The sequence below is a fragment of the Pseudomonas sp. LBUM1641 genome (assembly GCF_059716235.1).
In genome coordinates this window covers 705,711-727,701 of sequence record NZ_CP166815.1, presented here as the reverse complement: position 1 = coordinate 727,701, position 21,991 = coordinate 705,711, and the positions used below count along the sequence as shown (strand labels likewise).

Here is a 21,991-nt window from a genome sequence, read left to right as displayed (position 1 = left end):
TGTTGGACCCGAGAGTATTGATGACCTCACTCAACCTCACCGACCTCGCCTGGGCCCCACCCGGCCACGAGCACTGTCATCACCAGTTCCAACTGCGTGACGCCAGCCTGCGGGTGAGTGCCGGTGAATTTGTCGGGCTGATCGGTCCCAACGGCAGCGGCAAGACCAGCCTGCTGCGGTGCGCCTACCGGTTCAGCAAACCGGCGGCGGGTGAGGTGCTGCTGGAACACCAGAATGTCTGGAAGCAATCCTCGAAATGGTGCGCGCAACGTATCGCCGTGGTGCTCCAGGAATTTCCCGATGCGTTCGGCCTGCGAGTGGATGAAGTGGTCGCCATGGGCCGCACGCCTCACAAGGGCCTGTTCGACAGCGACACCCTTGAAGACCGCAACCTGATCCGCCAGGCCCTCGAATCCGTCGGCCTGCTGGGCTTTGAAGACCACTCCTTCGCCACCCTCTCGGGGGGTGAAAAGCAGCGAGTGATCCTGGCCCGCGCCCTGGCCCAGCAACCGCAACTGCTGATCCTCGACGAACCGACCAACCACCTCGACCCGCGCTACCAGCTGCAATTGCTGCAACTGGTCAAGCGCCTGAACATCAGCACCCTGGCCAGCATTCATGACCTGAACCTGGCCGCCGCGTTCTGTGATCGGCTTTACGTGATCAACCACGGGCGCATCGTCGCCAGCGGCACACCTCACGAGGTGCTGACCGCCGAATTACTGCGCGAAGTGTTCGGCGTTGAAGCATTGATCGACACTCACCCCTTGTCCGGCTACCCCCGAATTACCTGGATAACCCAACCATGATCCTGCGCTCCCTGCTGTCTCTCGCGTTGCTGCTCGGCACTGCTCAAGCGTTCGCCGAAGCGACTCATTACCCGTTGCAAATCAAAAGCTGCAACCGCGAAGCAACCTTCGCCGAAGCCCCGAAACACGCGGTCAGCCACGACATCAACATGACCCAGATGATGCTCGCCCTGGGCCTCAAGTCGCACATGGCCGGCTACAGCGGCGTGACCGGCTGGAAGTCCGTGACGCCGGAAATGGCGCAGATCCTCGACGGCCTGCCGGAACTGGCAAGCAAATACCCGTCGGTGGAAACCCTGCTCAACGCCAACGTCGACTTCTTCTTCGCCGGCTGGGACTACGGCATGCGCGTGGGCGGCGACCTCACCCCGCAAACCCTGCAACCGTTGGGCATCAACGTCTATGAGCTGACCGAGTCCTGCGCCTTCGTGATGAAGCGCCCGGCGGCCACCCTGGAAGACACCTATAACGACCTGCGCAACCTGGGCAAAATTTTCGACGTGCAGGACCGCGCGAATGCCTTGATCGCACAGATGCAGGCACAGGTGGCCGAAGTGCAGAAAAACCTGCCGGCCGACAAACCCCGCGTGTTCCTCTACGACAGCGGCGAAGACCGCGCCATGACCTCCGGCCGCCTGGGCATGCCCCAGGCACTGATCGACGCCGCCGGCGGGCGCAACATTCTGGATGACGTGGACGCCAGCTGGACTCGGGTCAACTGGGAAACCGTGGTGGAACGCAACCCGCAAGTCATCGTGATCGTCGACTACAGCGAAATCACCGCCGATCAGAAAGAGCAGTTCCTGCTGAACAACCCGGCGCTGCAATCGGTGGACGCCATCAAGAACCAGCGCTTCATCGTCATCCCCTACGTGCAAGCTACACCGGGCATCGACAACGTGCTGGCGGTTGAAACCCTGGCCAAGGGGTTCCACGGCGAATGATTACCCGTCGCTACGCCCTGCTGCTGAGTGCCCTTGGCGCCTTGTTGCTGGTCTCTTGCGTGGTCTCGCTGGGGTTCGGCTCGGCGCGGGTGCCGGTGGACGTGGTGTGGCGGATCCTGCTGCATAAAGCCTTCGGCGTTGGCGAGGTGGACTGGAGCGCGGGGCAGGAACACATCGTGTGGCTGATCCGCGTGCCGCGCATGTTGCTCGGTGCTCTGGTGGGCGCCGGGCTGGCGTTGATCGGTGCGGTGTTGCAGGCGGTGACGCGCAACCCGCTGGCGGATCCGCACCTGCTGGGCGTGACTTCCGGCGCCACCCTCGGTGCGGTGATCGTCGTGCTGCATGTGGGTGAAGTGATCGGCTTGCTGACCCTGCCCATCGCGGCGTTCATCGGCGCGTTGCTGAGCATGATCGTGGTGCTGGCGGTGGCCAGTCGCAACGGTCGGCTGGAGAGTGACCGCCTGCTGTTGTGCGGGGTGGCGGTGTCATTCGTGATGATGGCGGTGGCGAATTTGCTGCTGTTCATGGGTGATCACCGCGCGGCCTCGGCGGTGATGTTCTGGATGCTCGGCGGCCTCGGGTTGGCACGTTGGGAACTGCTGGCGATTCCCTTCGCCACGGTGTTGCTGGGGCTGGTGTTGCTGTTAGGGATGGCACGTCCGTTGAACGCGTTGATGGCTGGCGAACAGACCGCCGTGACCCTGGGCCTGAACGCGCGCAATGTGCGGCTCAAGGTGTTCCTGATCGCCTCGCTGATGACCGGCGTGCTGGTGTCCATCAGCGGCTCCATCGGCTTTGTCGGGCTGATGGTGCCGCACATTGCCCGGCGCCTTGTAGGCGCCGAGCATCGCCGTTTACTGCCCGTATGCGTGCTGCTGGGCAGTGTGTTCCTGGTGTGGGTCGATGTGGCCGCACGCACCCTGATCGCCCCGGAGGACCTGCCCATCGGTGTGGCCACGGCAGCCATTGGCGGTCTGTTTTTTATCGGGTTGATGCGCCGGCGTTAAACGCCCTGGTCGGCCTCCTTGAACTCATGCAGCATGCGCCGCGCAACCTGACTGCGGGGTTGCCAGAAACGGTCGGGTTCAAGGATCGTCAGTTTGCCCGAGGTCGCCAGCCGACGGATCACCTCGCTGGGTTTTACCGTTACCCAACCTGTGGTTTCGTCAATCCAGTCATCGCGCAGCAACTGGCTTTCATCCTCGTGATAGCTGGGCTGGTAGACAATCAGCGCGCCCTGCACCGGGGTGAAGTAGTAACGGGCTCCTGCAATCCGGTCCTGGCGGAGCATTTCAACGAAGCCGCGGATTTCTTTCTGGTCAATGAAGTTATGGGCCAGGCCCTCTTCGTAGCGATCGCTCATACGCTGGCGTTCACCGCCGAGCTTGAACAACTGCTGCACACCCATGACCGTGTAACCGGCGGGGTATCGGGTCGACGTGCCGGGGTAACCCAAGTTCATCACGCCTTTGAACAAGGCGCTGTAGGCCGGTGTATCGGGGCGCAACCCCACCGCTACCGAGGGGCCCGGATCAGCCACCGGCTGCACGGCAATAAAGGTGTCGCTGTCGCCATTGCCAAGGATCGCCCCCAATCGTGGCGGGTTCGGCAGGGTTTTGAAACGCTGCCATACCAGGCGCGCCGCATCGTCCGGATGGCCACACAACGGCCCCAGGGCCAGGCGCGTATCGAAGTCTTTCAGCGTGGTTGCGATGTGCTTCACTCGCGGCAGCAGGGCATCCCAGAACGGGCTACTGTCGAGCACACGGAGTTCACCGGAATCAGCCAGTTTCAGCACATGGCTGTCATTGCTGCCACGGTCCTTGAGGCGGCGCAGATACTCCACTTGTCGGTGGCTGGAATCCCAGTCCCGGTCTATTTGGACGGCCTGATAACGGTACAGCGAACCGTCGGCACAGGACACATACAGTGGCAGGAAGCGTTCCACAGGCTGATTCAATACTTGCAGAAAACTCAGCACCGCACGCACCAACGCCGGGGCCGGCAGTTGCTCATAGCCCTGTGCCTGAGGGAGCTCGGCGGCGGCCTTCTCGGGTAGCCGCAGATACAGGCCGTGCATGCTGTAGCCATTAGGCAGTTCGCCACGCAGGAATACGCGGTCGTAGCTGAACTTCAAATCATCGCAATTGACCGGCACACTCGCGACAAAATGCCCGTTGTCGGAAGACTTGAGGATCAGGCCAAAGGTCAGCACACCACGCCCGGTGGTGCCTTGATGCCCATCGCGTGCAGCATCGTCGGCATGCTTGTACACGGGGCCCAACGCTCGATCCGCCACGGCATGCAGAGCCACCTCAGGCGCAATATACGCCAGGGCCGGCATCCAGCCCGGCAGTATGCGCTTGGCAATCCCCCACAACGGGCCGCCCTCGATCACCTGCAAGGTACCCACTCGTGCCAGTTGGTTAACCAGTTCGGTCGGGGTTTTACGGCCCGCTCGCAGCTGCTGTTCAATGGCGTTACTGTCGGGATCCTGGGGTGCCTGGCTGTTGGGTGCGAGGGAAGTTTCCAGCTGGTTGAGCAACTGCGTCGCTTCGTCTCGCTGGGTGTTGCTCATCAGGTTGCGCTCGGCGTCCCGGGTACTGAAACCGATCAGTGAACCGTCCGGCGTCAGCAGGTATTCGTGGGTCCACAGGTGGCCAGACTTCAGCGCGGTCTCCAGGGTCTTGGTGGAGAACAGGTTTTGATAGGTCGCGTTTTCCTGGGACGCCAGCCAGAACGGCAGCACCCGGGCAGCCCGCGAGCGATAACGCCCGACAACTTTCCAGCCGGGTGCCAGCAGCGCCTGGCTAACGTCCATGGTGGGCAGGATCACGTTCGGGTCGAAATCTTCACTCAACACCGCAATGGCAAGGGTCGCGACAAACTTGCCGTTGCGTTGCAGCACCAGGCCGCCGTACAGCGTGTCGCGCTGCGTGCCCAATTGTTGATGGGCGTAACGCACGGCGTCTGCCTGGCTGCTGAACAAGGGGCTCATCCCTCGGCGCATAAAACTGGCGAAGGCGGTCCAAGGTATCTGGCTGACGTCCAGCTTGCCCGTCAGCGCCCAGCACTCATTGGTGACCAATACACTCAGCCAACTCAACTTCGCCACCTCGTTGACGAACCCGACGGCAGTCAGTTGCCCGCTGGCGACCAGGGTCTGCACATCTTCGAACATCCCTGAAGGTTGGCGGATCGGGTTGAACAGGGTCGACGACACTGGCGCCTGCATCTGCAGCAGGGCCTGGTCCAGGGTTGAAATAAACACCGGCAATCCGGTCAGCGCCCCCGTCTCGCGCTGGCGCTTGGCCTGAAGGGTTGCACTGGCCAAATCCGCCGCCGAGATAAAGTGCTCTGCCAGCCACTGCTCTGAAGTGCTTAACCCTTTTGGCATCCAGTTGCGCCGGTAAAACAGCGCATGCAGTTGATAGCCCGTCGGGTAGATAAACTCACCCTCATCATCGACCCCAAATACGCCATTCAACGCGAACAACCCGGCGTTGTTCCAGGCCGGCACCAGCTCCGAACTGACAAAGGCATTTCGATCGCGGTGCTTGAGAATGAAGCCGAAACTGATTTGCGTCGGCGCGCCACGGTCCACACGCGCATGCAATGCCCGCGCGGCATCGGCTGCGCTGGCACAGACCTGGCCATAGGCAACCTGCTCCGGACGTTCAAGCCGGGGCACCACCAGCCGTGGGCGCCAGTGCTCGGTGATCAGGCCCGATGCCCCCCACAGGGGGTTGCCCAGCACCACTCGCACACTGCCGGCTGTTGCGACCTGGCGGATCCATTCCGGCGCCGTCAGCGTACCGCTGACCAGATTGCGCGCCGCCGGACTGCCTTGGTCCGTAGGGGTGACCGCCTTGAGCACATTCGTCAACCCGGATGAGTCACCTGGTTCAAAGGCCAGCAAACAATCCTCGGCAGCCGACAAGTAAGCCATGGGCACCTGCTGGCGATTCTGAATGAGGGTGTAGACGTCTTCGGCACTGAACATGTGCGCCGCCAGGTAAGCGTCATCCCGTGACCAGCCTGGGCGCACCAAGCGCTCGGGCACCAGCAGCGACACGCCACGGCTGGACCCATACACGGCTTTCAATACATGGCGTAACGGCAGCAAGGATCGACCCTTCACGTCCTGAGGGTAAACCCGTCCCAACACAAAACGCCCGGCATCGCTGGCGTACAACGGCTCCGTCGCCACGTACTGGCCATCGGGCCGCTGCAGGATATAGCCGCAGTATTCACGCTCGCGCTGGTTGCCGATCTGGCCATGGGCATAGCGGGCGGCATCTTCCACCTGGAGGAATCCCGGACTGAGCCGGGGTTGTGTTGCCAGTGCGAGCGGTCGCCAATCAACGTCCACCGGCCCTGCAACGTCCCACAGTTTGCCGCGCGTGAGCACCGCCAAATCGCCAGCTTGCGCCACTTTCAGGACCAGATCATGGGCCGTGAGGGTGCCGGCCTGCAGTTCGTCTGCCAGCCCATTATCCGTGACCTCACCGCTGGGCAGCACCTCAAAGAGCGCACTTTCCCTGGCCGTAGCGGAAAACTCATAGCCCAGTTGCGCGCGGTCGGCGGCGCTGATGTAAAGCGCCGTGGCACCTGTTTCGCGGGCACTCGCAACGGCCTCGGCCAGGTCAAGGGTGGCGATGAAACTTTCGTATAACCACGGCTCGCCAACTACCCTGGAGCCGTCGGGTAAGGCGTGATAATAAAAACTGTGCAGGATAAACCCAGGTGGCAATGCCGGCGCGGCACCGGCGTGCCCAGGGAAGGTGCGCGAGAGCGCGAACAGCCCGGTCCTGTCATTGTCACCGATCACCTCGAAAGGATCGCTGACCACGTACTCTGAGCGCTCCCGATGCTTGAGAATAAATCCGACACGACGTCCCGGCGGCAACGCCTTGAACTGGTCATGGGCGTAACTGCGGGCATTCTCCAGGTACGTGAATACCCAGCTCAGCGGTGCATCCAACTAGGCGGCCGCCGTGAAGGGAGTTTGCGGCGCCCAGGTCGCTGGCACCCGGCCCTGGGTGTGGTACCAGCTCTCGTCGGCCAGCAGCACAGTTAATTCACCGAGTTGGACCAACTCCTTGATCAGCCCCTCAGGCGTCCCGTCATAGCCTTGCGCTCGCACCACCACCCTGTTGGCTTGCAGCGCACGCAGCAGGAAGTCGCCAAACTCACGCTCGGATCGTGAGCCACTGGCTGTGTACTTGAGCAGCGTACCGTTCGGTCCGCTGGTATAGAGCGCCTTGATCAGATCAGAAAAGTGAGCGGTTATGTAAATCGAATGGGGCGGCGGCGTACTGACCAGAAAGTCCAATTGGCTTGGAGTGCGCTTTTTGAATCTGGCGCGCAACTCGGTCAGGTCGGATTTAGGCCGATTGAATTGCGCGACCACACGGTAGCCCTCAAGCCCGAAACGCATGCGGTACTCTTCGGTTGTTGGCGCATCCCACCAGAGGCTGAACCACTGTGTTTCGCCAAATAGCGGCGTGGCAACAAACCGACCATCGTCGCGTTGCAGGATAAAGGCGTAGTAGAAATCATCCCGCTGCTTGCCGAGTGCGTAGTGGAGGTAACGTGCCACGTCATCGCCGTTCACAAAGGCCTGGCTCAACGATTGATGAATCCGCGTAAATGAGCGCCAGTGTTCATCCACCACGCCAACCTTGTCCCATACCTGCCCGGCCTCCAGCACAGTCAATGTGCCTACGCCAGCGACTTGCCGGACAAACTCGGAGGGGCTCAGGGTGCCGTCCTTCAAGCGCTTGCCTATATCTGCGCCATTGCTGCCGAATAGCCGGGTTTGCGCCTCGGACCCGGTGCAGCGATACATCAACAAAGCACCATCATTGGTGCGCAAGTAAAGCTCCAGGTCCGGTTCGTCGGAAGCGGCCAGGACCGCCGCCATCGCTAAGACATCAGCGGTAAAAAAGCTCTCGCTCAGCCACTGCTCCTTCGGCACCTTGGGAAAATGTTGCTTGGCCAGCGAGCAATAAATCGCGTGCAGATAAAAGCCGCTCGGCAACTTCGGCCGGCCTTTGGGCAACGAGGCACCGGCCGGAAGGTTCACAAAAATACTCTTGAGGTCAGCGTCAGGCAGCATCGCCACGTACTCGCCTGCATCATCCTTGAGCAGGTAGCCAAAATGGCTATCCTGGGTCGGGGCGTCCAGAGGTGGCAAGGCAGAGCGGATTGCGTCCTGCCAGCGGAGAAATACCTGGGTGGACGGCTGCGACTGTCTGGACTGGGAAACATCAGCAACCGGTTGGTTGAGGGCCCATGGCTCAACGATCTGCCCGGCCTTTCCGCCCAATTCTGTGTTGGGTACCACGACACGCAGCACTCCCGATCTCGCGGTGATTTTGATGAAGAACATGAAGTCTTCAAATACATCCGACGCCCGGCTGCCTTTAATGGTGCGCAGGAAATGTGACTCCTCAGCGGAGCCGCTGCTTTCGTATTTGATCAGCGAATCGTGGGGGCCCGACAAATAGTAAATCGGGCAAAAATCGCGATTCTCAATGACGAACCGCAGCCCGCCCATGGAAAAAAAACTGATCTCCAGCCGTCGCTGCGCCTGCGTCCAATGGGTCAACTCGGCGGCCCGTGCGTCGTCCTTTTCCGAGCGGGAGCTGTAGAAGGCGTAAACCTGGTAACCGTCAGGCTGCTCAAAATCACCCTTGGCGTCCAGGTTCAACAGGGTGGAAAAATCTACCCCCCGGGCATTGCCGCGGCTAGGTACGGTTGGCACATACCTACCGGCGCGTTTAAGAATCAGCCCTGCGTAGACATGGTCGCGTTTGTTACTGACCTGTCTGTGAGCCCAGGAGGCCGCGTCGTTACCGGTGATAAATTCCGGCCCCAAGGGGGGAAGTTTGTTGGGGCTATCGTTTTGCGTTTCAGTACTGTCCATGTCGTTACCATCCGAGAGAAGAAAAAAGAGGCGGCCATGCACGTCACGGCCGCATCAGAGGGTTCAACTTTCAAGGATCTGGCCAGCGAAAGGCGTTAGATACTTAGCTGTGGCTACAGCTCATCTTTGTCCCGGCCGAAGCCAGCCTCGTCTCCATCGGGCCGGGCTTGCACATCAGCTGTTTGCCACGTCTCGGGCAGCGGGCCTGCCTGCGTCCAGAACAGGCCGGTGGACAGAACGGACAATGTGCCCGTCCTTCTCAACCTGCTGACCAGTTCGCTTGGATTCGGCTGCAGGCTGGGGCTGAGCAGCGCGGTTTCCTCGGTGGTAAAACCGGGTATGTACCTCAGCAACGCGCCGTCACGGCAGCTCAGGTAACAGCTTTCGGCCTGCGGGCGGTTGCTCTGCAGCACGTCCATATAACGCTGCAGGTCCTGGTGGGCAGTAAAGTTATCCAGCAACGCGAGGTCCAGGACTGCGGTGCTTGAGGTTGAAGGGATGGCTTTGTAAAACGCGTGCACCGCGGCAATGCTGTAAAAATAAAGTGCATTGGTGTGCGGCACATCAAAGCCGCTGTGACCAATCCGGAACAGCCATTCAAGGGTGCTCGCCCCGTCCCCCTCATCGAAGTCCTTGACCGGGTCTATCGCGACATAACCCGGCGTCTGGGGCGGCACCAGTACTGCGGCCAGGTACTGCTTGCCTGTGTAAGGCCCCACCTGACGATGGGCGAAGTGCGCTGCATCATCGGCATGGGCGAACAGCGGGCTGCAGAACGAATGAAAATAAGGGTCGTTAAGGAAACTGTGAGGGTTCTCCCGGGGTTGCCATTGCGCGGTGACCCGCCCCTTCCTGCTCCAGGTCTGGCTGGTGAGCCTGACATGCAGCTCTCCCATGCCCGCCAGTTGCCGCACGTAGTCACGTACCCGCAACGTCCCGTCTTGCAGCTGCGCACGCAAACGGGGCGCTTGCGACATGAAGCCGGGCAGGCGCTCCGGCGTGGCAAAACGATACCGCAGCAGCGCACCGTCGGCACACATCAGGTACAGCGCCAACACCTGCCCACGGATGGCGTGACTGACAAAGTGCAAGGCATTGGCGATGACTTGTGCCCCGAAGAAGTTGTGAGCCATATCGTCGCCGGTCATCGCAATAGCATCTTCATCGGCGCCCAGGTACAAGCCATCCAACGCATAGCCAGACGGTAACTGGCCAGCAATGAAGACTTGTCTCAAGTCCGCAAAACTCGCTCTGACCAGCGGCAGAGTGACCCTGTACAGCGGCTTGTTCACGGACTTGAGCACATACCCGAACGTTATCTGCGGGCCGGCCTTAAACTCCCGCTGCACATGCCGCACTGCATCGAACGCCCGGGTAAACACCGGGCTGTAAGCAGGGTCTGCAACGGACGCTCGAATCTCAAACGCGCCCGCTCGCGGAGTGTAGGGCACAAACCCGTTGCTGAGCTCCCTGACAGGGCCCCATAGCGCGTTGCCCTCAATCACCCGCACCGAACCTGCAAGGGCCGCTCGGGTGACAAACTCTTCCGGCAACAGGCTGCCTGCGCGAATAGCGTACTCAATATCATTGTCAGCGAGTTCGGCCTTGACCAGGTTGCGCGGTGCCAGCTGGTTTTTCAGCGCGGTTTCAGCCGCGGAACCCGACAGCTGATAGCTGAGGATCGAGCCCCGAGGCCCGAATACGTACTCACGCTTGATATGCGCTTCGCGGCGCAGCAGGTTGGACAATACCGCGCTGGGTATCATGCTGGTGTACACCGCCTTTTGCGTGGCCGACAACAGGATCGGCACCTCCTGCTCCACACGGGATGAATAGCGTGCCACCAGCGTGCTGCCCGTCGGGTAAAGCCCTCGTGAAACGATCTGGTCCGGGTAGATCCAGCTAAAGGTGAACCCCTGGGGCGGTACCGCCAGGGGTTCTGTCGCGGCAAACAGGCCATTGGCGAACCTGAGGATCACCCCGCCGTACAGCCGCTTTCGCCCTTGCCCCACCAGCGCTGCGGCGTGGCGCGCGGCATCATCGGCATTGGCGAATCCGGGGCTCAAGCGCCGGCGCATAATGTTGTCATACCCCGACCAGGTGATACCGAGGGGGCCGACCCGGTCCCAGCACTGGCTGGTGCGCACCACCTCCAACTGCCCGCGACCTGCCCAGCGCCGCAGGAAATCCCGTGGCGTCAGCTGGCCGCCGGTCAACTGCCGAGTGGCCTCTTCAAGTTCGATCTCCGCCGCCCCTGCCTGGCCGATGACCATTGGTTGCACTACGTACCTCAGCAACGCGCCATCAAGGGTCGAAAAGTACACGGGCAGGTTATTGCCGCTGTTGTATTGCTTGCCTCGGCGTATTGATTCGTAGAGCGCGATGTACAGCACCAAAGGTGTCACGAAGTACGTGGTCAGCCAGGTATTCGCGGCATCCAGCCCGCTCGGTGGCCACTGCTGGGAACGAAACAGCGCGTGCAGCACAAAACCCTCGGGAAACCGGTAGCCGCCCTGCGCTGTTACGGCGAACAGGCTGTTGAGTCTGAACAGCGTATTGACGCTGTCGACACACTCGACCTCACTGGCGATGTACTGCTCCTGGTCCTTGTGCTTGAGAATGAATGCGAAACAGTCAGCCGTTCTCAGGTTGCGCCCATGAACCCGCCGGTGGAGGTCACGGGCAGCCTCGTTGGCACTGCCGAATACCGCGCCGAAGAGGGTGAATTCGGGCGGGCCGAGTCGCGCCGCATAGGTGGCATGCGCAAGCCAACTGCTGCCAACCACCGAGCGTGGTCCCCACAGCTGATTGCCCTGAATCACCCTGAGCGCCCCACTCTCAGCCAGCTCGCTCACCCACTTGACCGGCGCACGCGACTGCGTGGTGTTGCCTGCGAGGCTGGCCAGTAGCGTCTGTTCCCTGGGTGAACCACTTGGGACATACGCCAACAAACAATCAGCGCCTCCAGACAGATAGGCGACGTGACGCGACCTCAGGATCGAGAGCACCTCGTCCGGAGCAAACACCTGCAGATTGATCAGCGCCTGTTCCCTGGTCCAGCCACGCTGGCGGACCCACTCCGGGTCGATCATCGACAACGCCGGGTGCGAACCGTAACGCGCCTGCACTTCATAGTGTTCAGGAGGAATCAACGGCCCCTGGTTATCCGCCCGGAAAAACAGGGTGTCATCAAACGGGTTGGCAGCGCTTTCCAGCGGGTTGGTCACGGTGAAACGTCCATCTGCGCCCTTGAGTACATACCCCCCGTAGTAGCGATCCCGACGATTGCCAATCAGCTCATGGGCATGTAACGCCGCGTCATTGGCCGAGAGAAACGAGCGATTCCAGCTCGCGCCATAAACCGCGTTCAACGCAGGCGAGCGGACATCCACCGCTCCCTTATCGCGCCACAGTTTGCCGGGGTACACCACCGATACATCGGTGGCGGCAATCACTCGGCGCACATATTGACGAGGCGTCAAAGTGCCGTTGAGCAGCGCAGCCTGGGCGTTACTGTCTTCCAGCCCGGGAGTGGTATCGGCGACTGCCAGCTTAAGCTTAAGCAGCCCGCCATCCGTGGCGTGTCGGTACAGGCCCAGCCCTCGGCTGCTGTCTTGCACGCCTGCGGTTGCCTTCGCCTGAATCATCGCGGCAACCACTTCGGCAGGCGTGAAAAAGTTTAAATACAGCCAGGGCTCTCGTACTGAACGTTCAACCGACGAAGACGCCGGGCGATAGTGGATAGCCTCGATGCGATAGCTGGAGGGCAGCTGCCACAGGCCGTCCGCACGTTGCGCAAACACGCCCAGGGGTGAAAACAAAGGCAGTTGCTCTGCCTGGCCAAAGGTCGCCACATAGCTTTCGCGCTGGCGGTGTTTGAGCACAAAACCCGACGTGCGCTGGCCGGATGCTGACTGCGCAGCACGCACGGCCTCCTCAGCCCGCTGGAAAATCGCGGTGCACAGCGGCGGGAGTGTTACCGCCGGGTTGGTGAAGGGCTCGAACACCACCCAGTCGGCCGGAACCTTGCCGGCAGAACCGCCCCACAATGAAGTAGGGACGACCAGCGTGAGCTCGCCCAACAGGGAGATTTTTTTTACCAGCTCACTGAACGGACCGTATACCCCGACGGGATTTTTCAGTGGTTTTCCAGCCTTGATCCATAAGGCAAAGCTGCGCTCCTGGGCTGACCCGCTCGGGGCATAGCGAATCAACGAACCATCGGGCCCAGAAAGATAAGCGGCCGGAAAAAACTCGCGATCATCGACATCATGGGTAAAGTCCGAACCCGAAAAAAAACCGAGGAAGGCTTTGACCATTCGACTGTCGAAGGTGCGGTTGCGGCTCTGGATCAGCTGATGTTGCGCCGGGTGTGAGTGGTAGCTGGCAACGCAGGTGTAGCCCTTGGGCTGCTGGTAATAACCATCGGTGCCGACGCCAAGGACCTTGAGCAGGTTGAACTGCATCTCATCGCCGGGCACCGGCTCGGTGGCCAAAAATTGTCCGTCCGGATTTTTCACAATCACCCCGCCGTATTCCCGGTCCCGGCGCTCGCCTATTTTCAGATGGGCCCAGTAGGCAGCATCCGCTTCATGCAAAAAAACCGGGCTTAACGGCGGCAAGTTTGCCGCGCCTCGGTTGGTGCTGGCGGCACGTCGCTCGCGGTCTAATCGGATCGCCATGGGAACTCCTTTCAAGTAATCGTCGGCGTCCATTCTCGGTGGCCCACTCAGCGTTCAAGCGGTAGGTAAGTAGCCCGGCGCGCCTGGCACCATCCGGGTGCACCTGCGTGCACAGGTCGCCACGATTGGCGCCGCATTGGTGCGTCGCCCGCGCGCATAGCCCAAGCAAAGCTCTGGCGCACCACGATTGCGCGCCTCGGCACAGCCTTTGCAATCACTCCCTCATCACATCATTGAGTCATGGAGATTGCACAATGAAGCGTCGCAGCTTGATCAAGGCTTTCACACTGTCGGCGTCCATCGCCGCCATGGGCATGGCCTGGACCGTACAGGCCGCCGAGACCATCAAGGTCGGCATCCTGCACTCGCTGTCCGGGACCATGGCCATCTCCGAGACCTCGCTGAAAGACATGGCGCTGATGACCATCGACGAGATCAACGCCAAGGGTGGTGTGAACGGCAAGATGCTCGAACCCGTCGTAGTAGACCCGGCCTCCAACTGGCCGCTGTTCGCTGAAAAAGGCCGCCAGTTGCTGACCCAGGACAAGGTCGCCGTGGTGTTCGGTTGCTGGACCTCGGTGTCGCGCAAATCGGTATTGCCGGTGTTCGAAGAACTCAACGGCCTGCTGTTCTACCCGGTTCAATACGAGGGCGAAGAGATGTCGCCGAACGTGTTCTATACCGGTGCGGCGCCGAACCAGCAGGCGATCCCGGCGGTGGAATACCTGATGAGCGAAGAAGGCGGCGGCGCCAAGCGCTTCTTCCTGCTGGGCACCGACTATGTGTACCCGCGCACCACCAACAAGATCCTGCGCTCGTTCCTGCACTCCAAAGGCGTAGCGGATAAAGACATCGAAGAGGTCTACACCCCGTTTGGCCATGCCGATTACCAGACCATCGTGGCCAACATCAAAAAGTTCTCGGCCGGTGGCAAGACCGCCGTGATCTCCACCGTGAATGGCGACTCCAACGTGCCGTTCTACAAGGAGCTGGCGAACCAGGGCCTGAAGGCCACCGACGTACCGGTCGTCGCCTTCTCCGTGGGTGAAGAAGAACTGCGCGGCATTGACACCAAGCCGCTGGTGGGCAACCTCGCGGCCTGGAACTACTTCCAGTCGGTGGAGAGCCCGGTGAACAAGAAATTCGTCGCCGACTGGAAAGCCTACGCCAAGGCCCACAACCTGCCGGGCGCGGACAAAGCCGTGACCAACGACCCGATGGAAGCCACCTACGTGGGCATCCATATGTGGGCCCAGGCGGTGGAGAAAGCCAAGTCCACCGACGTCGACAAAGTGCGTGAAGCCATGGCCGGGCAGACCTTTGCCGCGCCGTCGGGCTTCACCCTGACCATGGACAAGACCAACCACCACCTGCACAAGCCGGTGATGATCGGTGAGATCCAGTCCGACGGGCAGTTCTCGGTGGTATGGCAGACCGAGGAGCCGATTCGTGCGCAGCCGTGGAGCCCGTATATCCCGGGGAATGACAAGAAGCCGGATTACGCCGTCAAGAGCAACTAAGACCGACTCGGTCTAAATGTGGGAGCGGGCTTGCTCGCGAAAGCGGTGTGTCAGTCGACGCATCCGAAGCTGATCCACCGCTTTCGCGAGCAAGCCCGCTCCCACATTGTCCGTGCATAATCAGGACATTTTGTATGCCCACTGCCCTATACCGCCTCATCCTCGCCGCCCTGCTGTTGCTGCCCTTCGCCGCACACGCCAGCGACGCCGAAGACTTCCTTGCCGCCAACCCGATGCAACAAGCCAAGCTGCTCCAGGACTGGGCCGCCCAGCCTGACCCGGCGCGTATCGAGTTGGTGAACGCCCTGCAACAAGGCCAGATCAGCGTCAACGGTGAAACCAAAACCGTACGCCTGAACAACCGCCTGCGCGGCCTGATTGACAACGTGCAAGCCAGCCAGGAATTGCTCGCAGCCGATCCCAAGGTGCGCCTGGCCGCAGCGCAAACCCTGCAAAAAAGCGCACAACCTGCGCAGCTGAAATTCCTCGACCAGCAACTCGCCGGCGAAACCAACGACGACGTACACACAGCTCTCAGCCTCGCCCTGGCCAACCTGCAACTGGTGGACCCCGACCCGGCTGTGCGCCTGGCCGCCGTGCGCTTGCTCGGCGGCACCGGTGACCCGCTGGCCCGTACTCGCCTGGAAGCCCTGCTCGCGCCTGGTGTCGAAGCCGACGCCACCGTGCACACCGCTGCCGAAACCAGCCTGGCCCAGGTCAAACGCAAACTGATGGTGGGCGAGATTCTCGGCCAGGCCTTCAGCGGCATGTCCCTGGGTTCGATCCTGCTGTTGGCAGCGCTCGGCCTGGCGATCACCTTCGGCTTGCTCGGGGTGATCAACATGGCCCACGGCGAAATGCTGATGCTCGGCGCCTACTCCACCTATGTGGTGCAGTTGCTGATGCAGCGCTACGTGCCCCAGGCCATCGAGTTCTACCCACTGATCGCGCTGCCGGTGGCGTTTTTTGTCACCGCCGCCATCGGCATGGCCCTGGAACGCACGGTGATTCGTCACCTTTATGGCCGCCCACTGGAAACCCTGCTCGCTACCTGGGGCATCAGCCTGATGCTGATCCAACTGGTGCGCCTGGTGTTCGGTGCGCAGAACGTTGAAGTGGCCAATCCCGAATGGCTGTCCGGCGGGATTCAGGTGCTGCCCAACCTGGTGCTGCCGTACAACCGCATCGTGATCATCGCCTTCGCGCTGTTCGTGGTGGTGCTGACCTGGCTGCTGCTGAACAAGACGCGCCTGGGCCTCAACGTGCGCGCCGTGACCCAGAACCGCAACATGGCCGCCTGCTGCGGCGTGCCCACCGGGCGCGTGGACATGCTCGCCTTTGGCCTCGGTTCCGGCATCGCCGGCCTCGGCGGTGTTGCCTTGAGCCAGATCGGCAACGTCGGCCCGGACCTCGGCCAGAGCTACATCATCGACTCGTTCCTGGTGGTGGTGCTCGGTGGCGTCGGCCAGTTGGCCGGCAGCGTCATGGCGGCCTTCGGCTTAGGGATAGCCAACAAGATTCTTGAGCCGCAGATCGGCGCCGTACTCGGCAAGATCCTGATCCTCGCGCTGATCATTCTGTTCATCCAGAAACGCCCGCAGGGACTCTTCGCACTGAAAGGACGAGTGATCGACTGATGAACCAGCCATTGATGCTCACGGCCGCGCAAAAGGCCGGCCCCAAGGTGACCGTTGCGGTCGGTGCAGTGATCCTGATCCTGCTGCTGGCGCTGCCGTTGTTCTCGCTGTTGTCACCGGAAAACCCGCTGCACGTTTCCGCCTACGCGCTGACGTTGGTGGGCAAGATTCTGTGCTACGCCATTGTCGCCCTCGCCCTGGATTTGGTGTGGGGTTATGCCGGGATGTTGTCCCTCGGCCACGGCTTGTTCTTTGCGCTGGGCGGTTATGCCATGGGCATGTACCTGATGCGCCAGGCGTCCGGCGATGAGCTGCCGGCGTTCATGACCTTCTTGTCGTGGACCGAATTGCCGTGGTACTGGACCGGCACCAGCCACTTCCTCTGGGCCATGTGCCTGGTGGTGTTGGCGCCGGGTTTGCTGGCACTGGTGTTCGGGTTCTTCGCCTTCCGCTCGCGGATCAAGGGCGTGTATTTCTCGATCATGACCCAGGCCCTGACCTTCGCCGGGATGCTGCTGTTCTTCCGCAACGAGACCGGGTTTGGCGGCAATAACGGCTTTACCAATTTCCGCAGCATCCTTGGGTTTGGTATCACCGAACCGGGCACGCGGGCGGTGCTGTTTGTGGCCACCGTGGCGTTGCTGGTGGCGAGTCTGTACATCGGCTGGCGCCTGGCCCAGAGCAAGTTTGGTCGGGTGTTGACGGCACTGCGGGATGCGGAAAACCGCCTGATGTTCTGCGGCTACGACCCACGCGGCTTCAAGCTGTTCGTGTGGGTGTTGAGCGCGGTGCTGTGTGGTTTGGCGGGCGCGTTGTATGTGCCGCAAGTGGGTATCATCAACCCCAGCGAAATGTCGCCGACCAACTCCATCGAGGCCGCTGTGTGGGTGGCCCTCGGCGGGCGTGGAACCTTGATCGGTCCGTTGCTGGGCGCCGGTGTGGTCAATGGTATGAAGAGCTGGTTCACCGTGGCGTTTCCTGAGTATTGGCTGTTCTTCCTCGGTGCGCTGTTCATCATCGTCACCCTGTACTTGCCCAAGGGCGTGATTGGCCTGCTGAAGAAACGGGGCGACCAATGAGAATTACAGCGACGGCGGAATTCATGCTCGAACCCATTCTTGAACCGAACAAAGACCAGGGCAGCGCCCGCGATGCCATCGGCCTCGGCCAGGCTGCGGGTAAAGGGCTGAACACCCGCCACGGCACGATCCTGACCCTGGAAGACATCAGCGTCAGCTTCGATGGCTTCAAGGCGTTGAACGACTTGAACCTGTACATCGGCGTCGGCGAATTGCGCTGCATCATCGGCCCCAACGGCGCGGGCAAGACCACGCTGATGGACGTGATCACCGGCAAGACCCGGCCCAGCCACGGCAAGGCCTGGTTCGGCGAAACCCTCGACCTGACCAGCATGAGCGAAGTGCAGATCGCTCAGGCCGGCATCGGTCGCAAGTTCCAGAAGCCAACGGTATTTGAAGCCCTGAGCGTGTTCGAAAACCTCGAGCTGGCGCAGAAGACCGACAAGTCGGTGTGGGCCAGTTTGAGGGCGCGTTTGAGCGGCGAGCAGAAAGACCGCATCAGCGAAGTGCTCGACACCATCCGCCTCACCGCCTCGGTCAACCGCCCCGCGGGTTTGCTGTCCCACGGCCAGAAACAGTTTCTGGAAATCGGCATGCTGCTGATGCAAGACCCGCAACTGTTGCTGCTGGACGAACCGGTGGCGGGCATGACCGACGCCGAAACCGAGTTCACCGCCGAGCTGTTCAAGCGCCTGGCGGGCAAGCATTCGCTGATGGTGGTGGAGCACGACATGGGCTTTGTCGGCTCGATTGCCGACCACGTGACAGTGTTGCACCAGGGCAGCGTGCTGGCCGAAGGGTCGCTGGAACAGGTGCAGGAAAATGAGCGGGTGATCGAGGTTTACCTCGGCCGCTGATGCTTTATGTGGGAGCTGGCTTGCCAGCGATGGCATCGACACGGTGCAACTGATACACCGAGTCGCCTGTATCGCAGGCAAGCCAGCTCCCACAAGGAATTGAGGAGAATTTGAACATGCTGCAAGTCGACAAGCTGCACCAGTACTACGGCGGTAGCCACATCCTGCGCGGGCTTTCCTTTGAGGTAAAAGTCGGCGAAGTCACCTGTTTGCTGGGCCGCAATGGCGTGGGCAAGACCACCCTGCTCAAGTGCCTGATGGGTTTGCTACCGGCCAAGGAAGGCGCGGTGAACTGGGAAGGCAAGGCCATTACCGGCTTCAAGCCTCACCAGCGGGTGCACGCCGGTATCGCTTATGTGCCCCAGGGCCGGGAGATATTCGGTCGGTTGACGGTGGAAGAAAACCTGCTGATGGGCCTGTCACGCTTCCCCGGTTCCGAAGCCAAGGAAGTGCCGGCCTTCATCTACGAGCTGTTCCCGGTGCTGCTGCAAATGAAGCAACGCCGGGGCGGCGACTTGTCCGGCGGCCAGCAACAGCAGCTGGCTATCGGAAGGGCACTGGCCAGCCGCCCACGCCTGCTGATCCTCGATGAACCCACCGAAGGCATCCAGCCGTCGGTGATCAAGGAGATCGGCGCGGTGATCAAGAAGCTCGCGGCGCGCGGCGACATGGCGATTCTGCTGGTGGAACAGTTCTACGATTTTGCTGCTGAACTGGCCGACCAGTACCTGGTGATGTCCCGGGGCGAAATCGTCCAGCAGGGGCGTGGAGAAAATATGGAAAGCGAGGGTGTGCGCGGACTCGTTACGATCTAATCTGTAGCGTCCTAACGATAAGCACTGACCATGACTCTACCTGCCCCCACCGCGCTGTTCACCCCCAGCTGGCACGCCGAGCTGGAACTCGGCTACGCGCGATTCGGCGACACCACGCGCCCGGTGATGCGCCGCCACCTCGGCCCGCTGCGGGTGCAAAAGCACCTGTACGCCGAAGGCCCCGAGGTGTGCCAGCACATCATCGTGCACCCGCCGGGCGGGATTGCCGGCGGTGATCGCCTCGACATCACGGCCCATGTCGCCGAAGGAGCCTGGGCGCAATTGACCAGCCCCGGCGCGGCCAAGTGGTACCGCGCCGGCGGGCCGGCCTATCAGAAACTGGAGCTGACGGTGGAGGCTGGTGCGACGCTGGAATGGCTGCCGCAGGAGACCATCGTGTTCAGCGCCGCCCAGGCCGAACTCACCACCCGCATTGACCTGCAAGGCGATGCCCGGCTGTTCTACTGGGACGTGGTCGCCCTCGGGCGCCCCGCCAGTGGCGAGCGTTTCGACCTCGGGCACTTCCAGTCGCACCTGGATATCCGCCGCGACGGCCAGTTGATTTGGCATGAGCGCCAGCGCATTGTGGGCGCCGACGGTTTGCTCGACTCACCCATCGGGCTGGACGGGCAACCGGTGTTCGCCACCTTGCTGGTGACCGGCGAAATCGACCCTGACCTGCTCGAACAATGCCGCTCCCTGCCCCACGCAGTACGCGGCGACCTGACCCAATTGCCCGGCCTGCTGGTAGCCCGCTGCCTGGCCAGCGAAGCGCTGCTGGCGCGAGGCTGGCTGATCGCGCTGTGGCGCCTGTTGCGCCCGGCCGTGCTGGGCCGCGAGGCTGTATCACCGAGAATCTGGAGCACATGAAGATTAAAAATGTGGGAGCGGGCTTGCTCGCGAATGCAGTGGGTCAGGCAAAGATGCATTCACTGACACACCGCATTCGCGAGCAAGCCCGCTCCCACATTGGATCTCCGGTGTTTTTACGAATGTATTTCATAGTGGACCTTGAACGATGGACCTGACCCCACGGGAAAAAGACAAACTGCTGATCTTCACCGCCGGCCTGGTGGCCGAGCGGCGGTTGGCACGCGGTGTGAAGCTCAACTACCCGGAAACCATCGCCTACATTTCCGCCGCGCTGATGGAAGGCGCCCGCGATGGCCGCACCGTCGCCGAGCTGATGCACTTCGGCACCACCCTGCTCACCCGCGAACAGGTGATGGAAGGCATTCCGGAAATGATCCCGGACATCCAGGTGGAAGCCACCTTTCCCGACGGCACCAAGCTGGTCACCGTCCACCAACCCATCGCCTGAGGTCCGGCCATGTCCTTTTTGATTCGTGATGCGGTGCACGCCGATTTGCCAGGGATTCGCGATATCTACAACGACGCGGTGCTGAACACCACGGCGATCTGGAACGAACAACCGGTAGACCTGGGCAACCGCCAGGCCTGGTTCAGTGCCCGTCAGTCGCAGTTTTATCCGATCCTGGTGGCCGTCGAAGACGAGCAGGTCATCGGCTATGCCTCGTTCGGCGACTGGCGGCCCTTCGAAGGCTTTCGCCACACCGTCGAGCACTCGGTATACGTGCGCAACGACCAGCGCGGCAAAGGCCTCGGGCCTCATCTGATGCAGGCGCTGATCGAGCGGGCGAAAACCTGCGACAAACACGTGATGGTCGCCGCCATCGAAAGCGGCAACCAGGCCTCGATTCGCCTGCATGAGCGCCTGGGTTTCATCACCACCGGGCAGATGCCCCAGGTCGGCACCAAGTTCGGGCGCTGGCTGGACCTGACCTTCATGCAACTGACGCTCAACCCAGGCGCTGTGCCGCCCAAGGAGTGATACCGATGAACGCTGCCCAACTGCGTCGAGTCAATGCCGAAAGTTTTGCCCATTACCGCCCGGGTTTGATTGAGCTGTTGCTGGACGCCGTGAAGCACGGCGCATCGGTGGGTTTCATGGCCGACTTCGATGAAGCCCAGGCCAGCGCTTATCTCAGCGGTGTGCAGGCCAGTCTCACCGACGGCAGCCTGCTGCTGTGGGTGGTGGTGCGTGATGAGCAGGTCGTTGCCAGCGTGCAGTTAGCCCTGTGCCTGAAGGCCAACGGCCTGAACCGCGCCGAAGTGCAGAAGCTGCTGGTGCACAGCGAGGCCCGGCGCCGCGGCCTCGGCCAGCAACTGATGAGCGCCCTGGAACTGAGTGCCCGCCAGTACAAACGCGGGTTGCTGTACCTGGACACCGAAGCCGGCTCCGGCGCCGAAGCGTTCTACCAGTCGCTGCGCTACACCAAGATCGGTGAATTGCCCGACTACTGCCAAAGCCCGGACGGGCGCTACACCCCGACCGCCATCTACTTCAAGACCCTGGGACAACCCGCATGATTCCTGGCGAATTTCAGATCCAGCCTGGCGACATCGAACTCAACGTAGGCCGTCGCACCGCCACCTTGAGCGTAGCCAACGGCGGCGACCGGCCGATCCAGGTCGGTTCCCACTATCACTTTTTCGAGACTAACGACGCGCTGGCGTTCGACCGTGCCGCCAGCCGTGGCATGCGCCTGAACATCCCGGCCGGCACCGCCGTGCGCTTTGAGCCAGGGCAAAGTCGTGAGGTGGAACTGGTGGAATTGAGCGGCAAGCGCCGGGTGTTCGGGTTTGCCGGACGCATCATGGGCGACCTGGACTGACCTGTGGCGAGGGAGCTTGCT

The 21,991-nt window shown here is 61.6% G+C and carries 16 protein-coding genes; 13 read left to right on the top strand and 3 right to left on the bottom strand.

Annotation, left to right across the window (positions count from 1 at the left end; genetic code table 11):
* Nucleotides 1-20 precede the first annotated feature (20 nt).
* The 3 genes from ACA046_RS03190 to ACA046_RS03180 are packed head-to-tail and all read left to right on the top strand — an operon-like array spanning nucleotide 21 to nucleotide 2,760.
* On the top strand, nucleotides 21-809 hold the full coding sequence (locus tag ACA046_RS03190) for an ABC transporter ATP-binding protein (RefSeq protein WP_497675896.1): 789 nt from the start codon (nucleotides 21-23) through the stop codon (nucleotides 807-809).
* A complete protein-coding gene (locus ACA046_RS03185) occupies nucleotides 806-1,753 on the top strand; it encodes an ABC transporter substrate-binding protein (protein WP_497675895.1) in 948 nt (315 codons plus the stop codon). The genes ACA046_RS03190 and ACA046_RS03185 overlap by 4 nt, the downstream gene beginning before the upstream one ends.
* The gene (locus ACA046_RS03180) at nucleotides 1,750-2,760 is read left to right on the top strand and encodes a FecCD family ABC transporter permease (RefSeq protein WP_459025790.1); all 1,011 of its coding nucleotides are present in this window, start codon (nucleotides 1,750-1,752) and stop codon (nucleotides 2,758-2,760) included. The genes ACA046_RS03185 and ACA046_RS03180 overlap by 4 nt, the downstream gene beginning before the upstream one ends.
* On the opposite strand, the gene ACA046_RS03175 is transcribed toward ACA046_RS03180, so the two are convergent.
* From ACA046_RS03175 to ACA046_RS03165, 3 genes are all read right to left on the bottom strand, one after another.
* Entirely contained in the window at nucleotides 2,757-6,737 is a 3,981-nt protein-coding gene (locus tag ACA046_RS03175; RefSeq protein WP_497675894.1) for a hypothetical protein, read from the bottom strand. The genes ACA046_RS03180 and ACA046_RS03175 overlap by 4 nt on opposite strands.
* A complete protein-coding gene (locus tag ACA046_RS03170; RefSeq protein WP_497675893.1) occupies nucleotides 6,738-8,684 on the bottom strand; it encodes a hypothetical protein in 1,947 nt (648 codons plus the stop codon).
* A 113-nt stretch (nucleotides 8,685-8,797) separates the two neighbouring features.
* Nucleotides 8,798-13,366 carry a DUF4329 domain-containing protein gene (locus ACA046_RS03165; RefSeq protein WP_497675892.1) on the bottom strand — a complete coding sequence of 1,523 codons (4,569 nt, stop codon included), beginning with the start codon at nucleotides 13,364-13,366 and terminating at the stop codon, nucleotides 8,798-8,800.
* Between the two features lie 254 nt (nucleotides 13,367-13,620).
* Here ACA046_RS03165 and urtA point away from each other — a divergent pair, with 254 nt between their 5' ends.
* The 10 genes from urtA (at nucleotide 13,621) to ACA046_RS03115 (ending at nucleotide 21,970) form a co-directional block, all read left to right on the top strand.
* Entirely contained in the window at nucleotides 13,621-14,886 is a 1,266-nt protein-coding gene (gene urtA, locus ACA046_RS03160) for an urea ABC transporter substrate-binding protein (RefSeq protein WP_497675891.1), read from the top strand.
* A gap of 134 nt (nucleotides 14,887-15,020) precedes the next feature.
* Nucleotides 15,021-16,523, top strand: coding sequence for an urea ABC transporter permease subunit UrtB (gene urtB / locus ACA046_RS03155; RefSeq protein WP_497675890.1), 1,503 nt, complete (start codon nucleotides 15,021-15,023; stop codon nucleotides 16,521-16,523).
* Complete coding sequence (gene urtC / locus ACA046_RS03150; RefSeq protein WP_497675889.1) at nucleotides 16,523-17,602, top strand: urea ABC transporter permease subunit UrtC; 1,080 nt, start codon at nucleotides 16,523-16,525, stop codon at nucleotides 17,600-17,602. The genes urtB and urtC overlap by 1 nt, the downstream gene beginning before the upstream one ends.
* A complete protein-coding gene (gene urtD, locus ACA046_RS03145) occupies nucleotides 17,599-18,459 on the top strand; it encodes an urea ABC transporter ATP-binding protein UrtD (RefSeq protein WP_003217378.1) in 861 nt (286 codons plus the stop codon). The genes urtC and urtD overlap by 4 nt, the downstream gene beginning before the upstream one ends.
* A 116-nt stretch (nucleotides 18,460-18,575) precedes the next feature.
* On the top strand, nucleotides 18,576-19,274 hold the full coding sequence (urtE, locus tag ACA046_RS03140; protein WP_017478391.1) for an urea ABC transporter ATP-binding subunit UrtE: 699 nt from the start codon (nucleotides 18,576-18,578) through the stop codon (nucleotides 19,272-19,274).
* Between the two features lie 30 nt (nucleotides 19,275-19,304).
* On the top strand, nucleotides 19,305-20,144 hold the full coding sequence (locus tag ACA046_RS03135; RefSeq protein WP_459025778.1) for an urease accessory protein UreD: 840 nt from the start codon (nucleotides 19,305-19,307) through the stop codon (nucleotides 20,142-20,144).
* 148 nt (nucleotides 20,145-20,292) lie between these two features.
* On the top strand, nucleotides 20,293-20,595 hold the full coding sequence (gene ureA / locus ACA046_RS03130) for an urease subunit gamma (RefSeq protein ID WP_003217383.1): 303 nt from the start codon (nucleotides 20,293-20,295) through the stop codon (nucleotides 20,593-20,595).
* Between the two features lie 9 nt (nucleotides 20,596-20,604).
* Nucleotides 20,605-21,126, top strand: coding sequence for a GNAT family N-acetyltransferase (locus tag ACA046_RS03125; protein ID WP_459025775.1), 522 nt, complete (start codon nucleotides 20,605-20,607; stop codon nucleotides 21,124-21,126).
* Between the two features lie 5 nt (nucleotides 21,127-21,131).
* Nucleotides 21,132-21,665, top strand: coding sequence for a GNAT family N-acetyltransferase (locus tag ACA046_RS03120; RefSeq protein ID WP_459025773.1), 534 nt, complete (start codon nucleotides 21,132-21,134; stop codon nucleotides 21,663-21,665).
* Nucleotides 21,662-21,970 carry an urease subunit beta gene (locus ACA046_RS03115; protein ID WP_459025771.1) on the top strand — a complete coding sequence of 103 codons (309 nt, stop codon included), beginning with the start codon at nucleotides 21,662-21,664 and terminating at the stop codon, nucleotides 21,968-21,970. Before ACA046_RS03120 ends, ACA046_RS03115 begins: the two co-directional genes overlap by 4 nt.
* Nucleotides 21,971-21,991 lie beyond the last annotated feature (21 nt).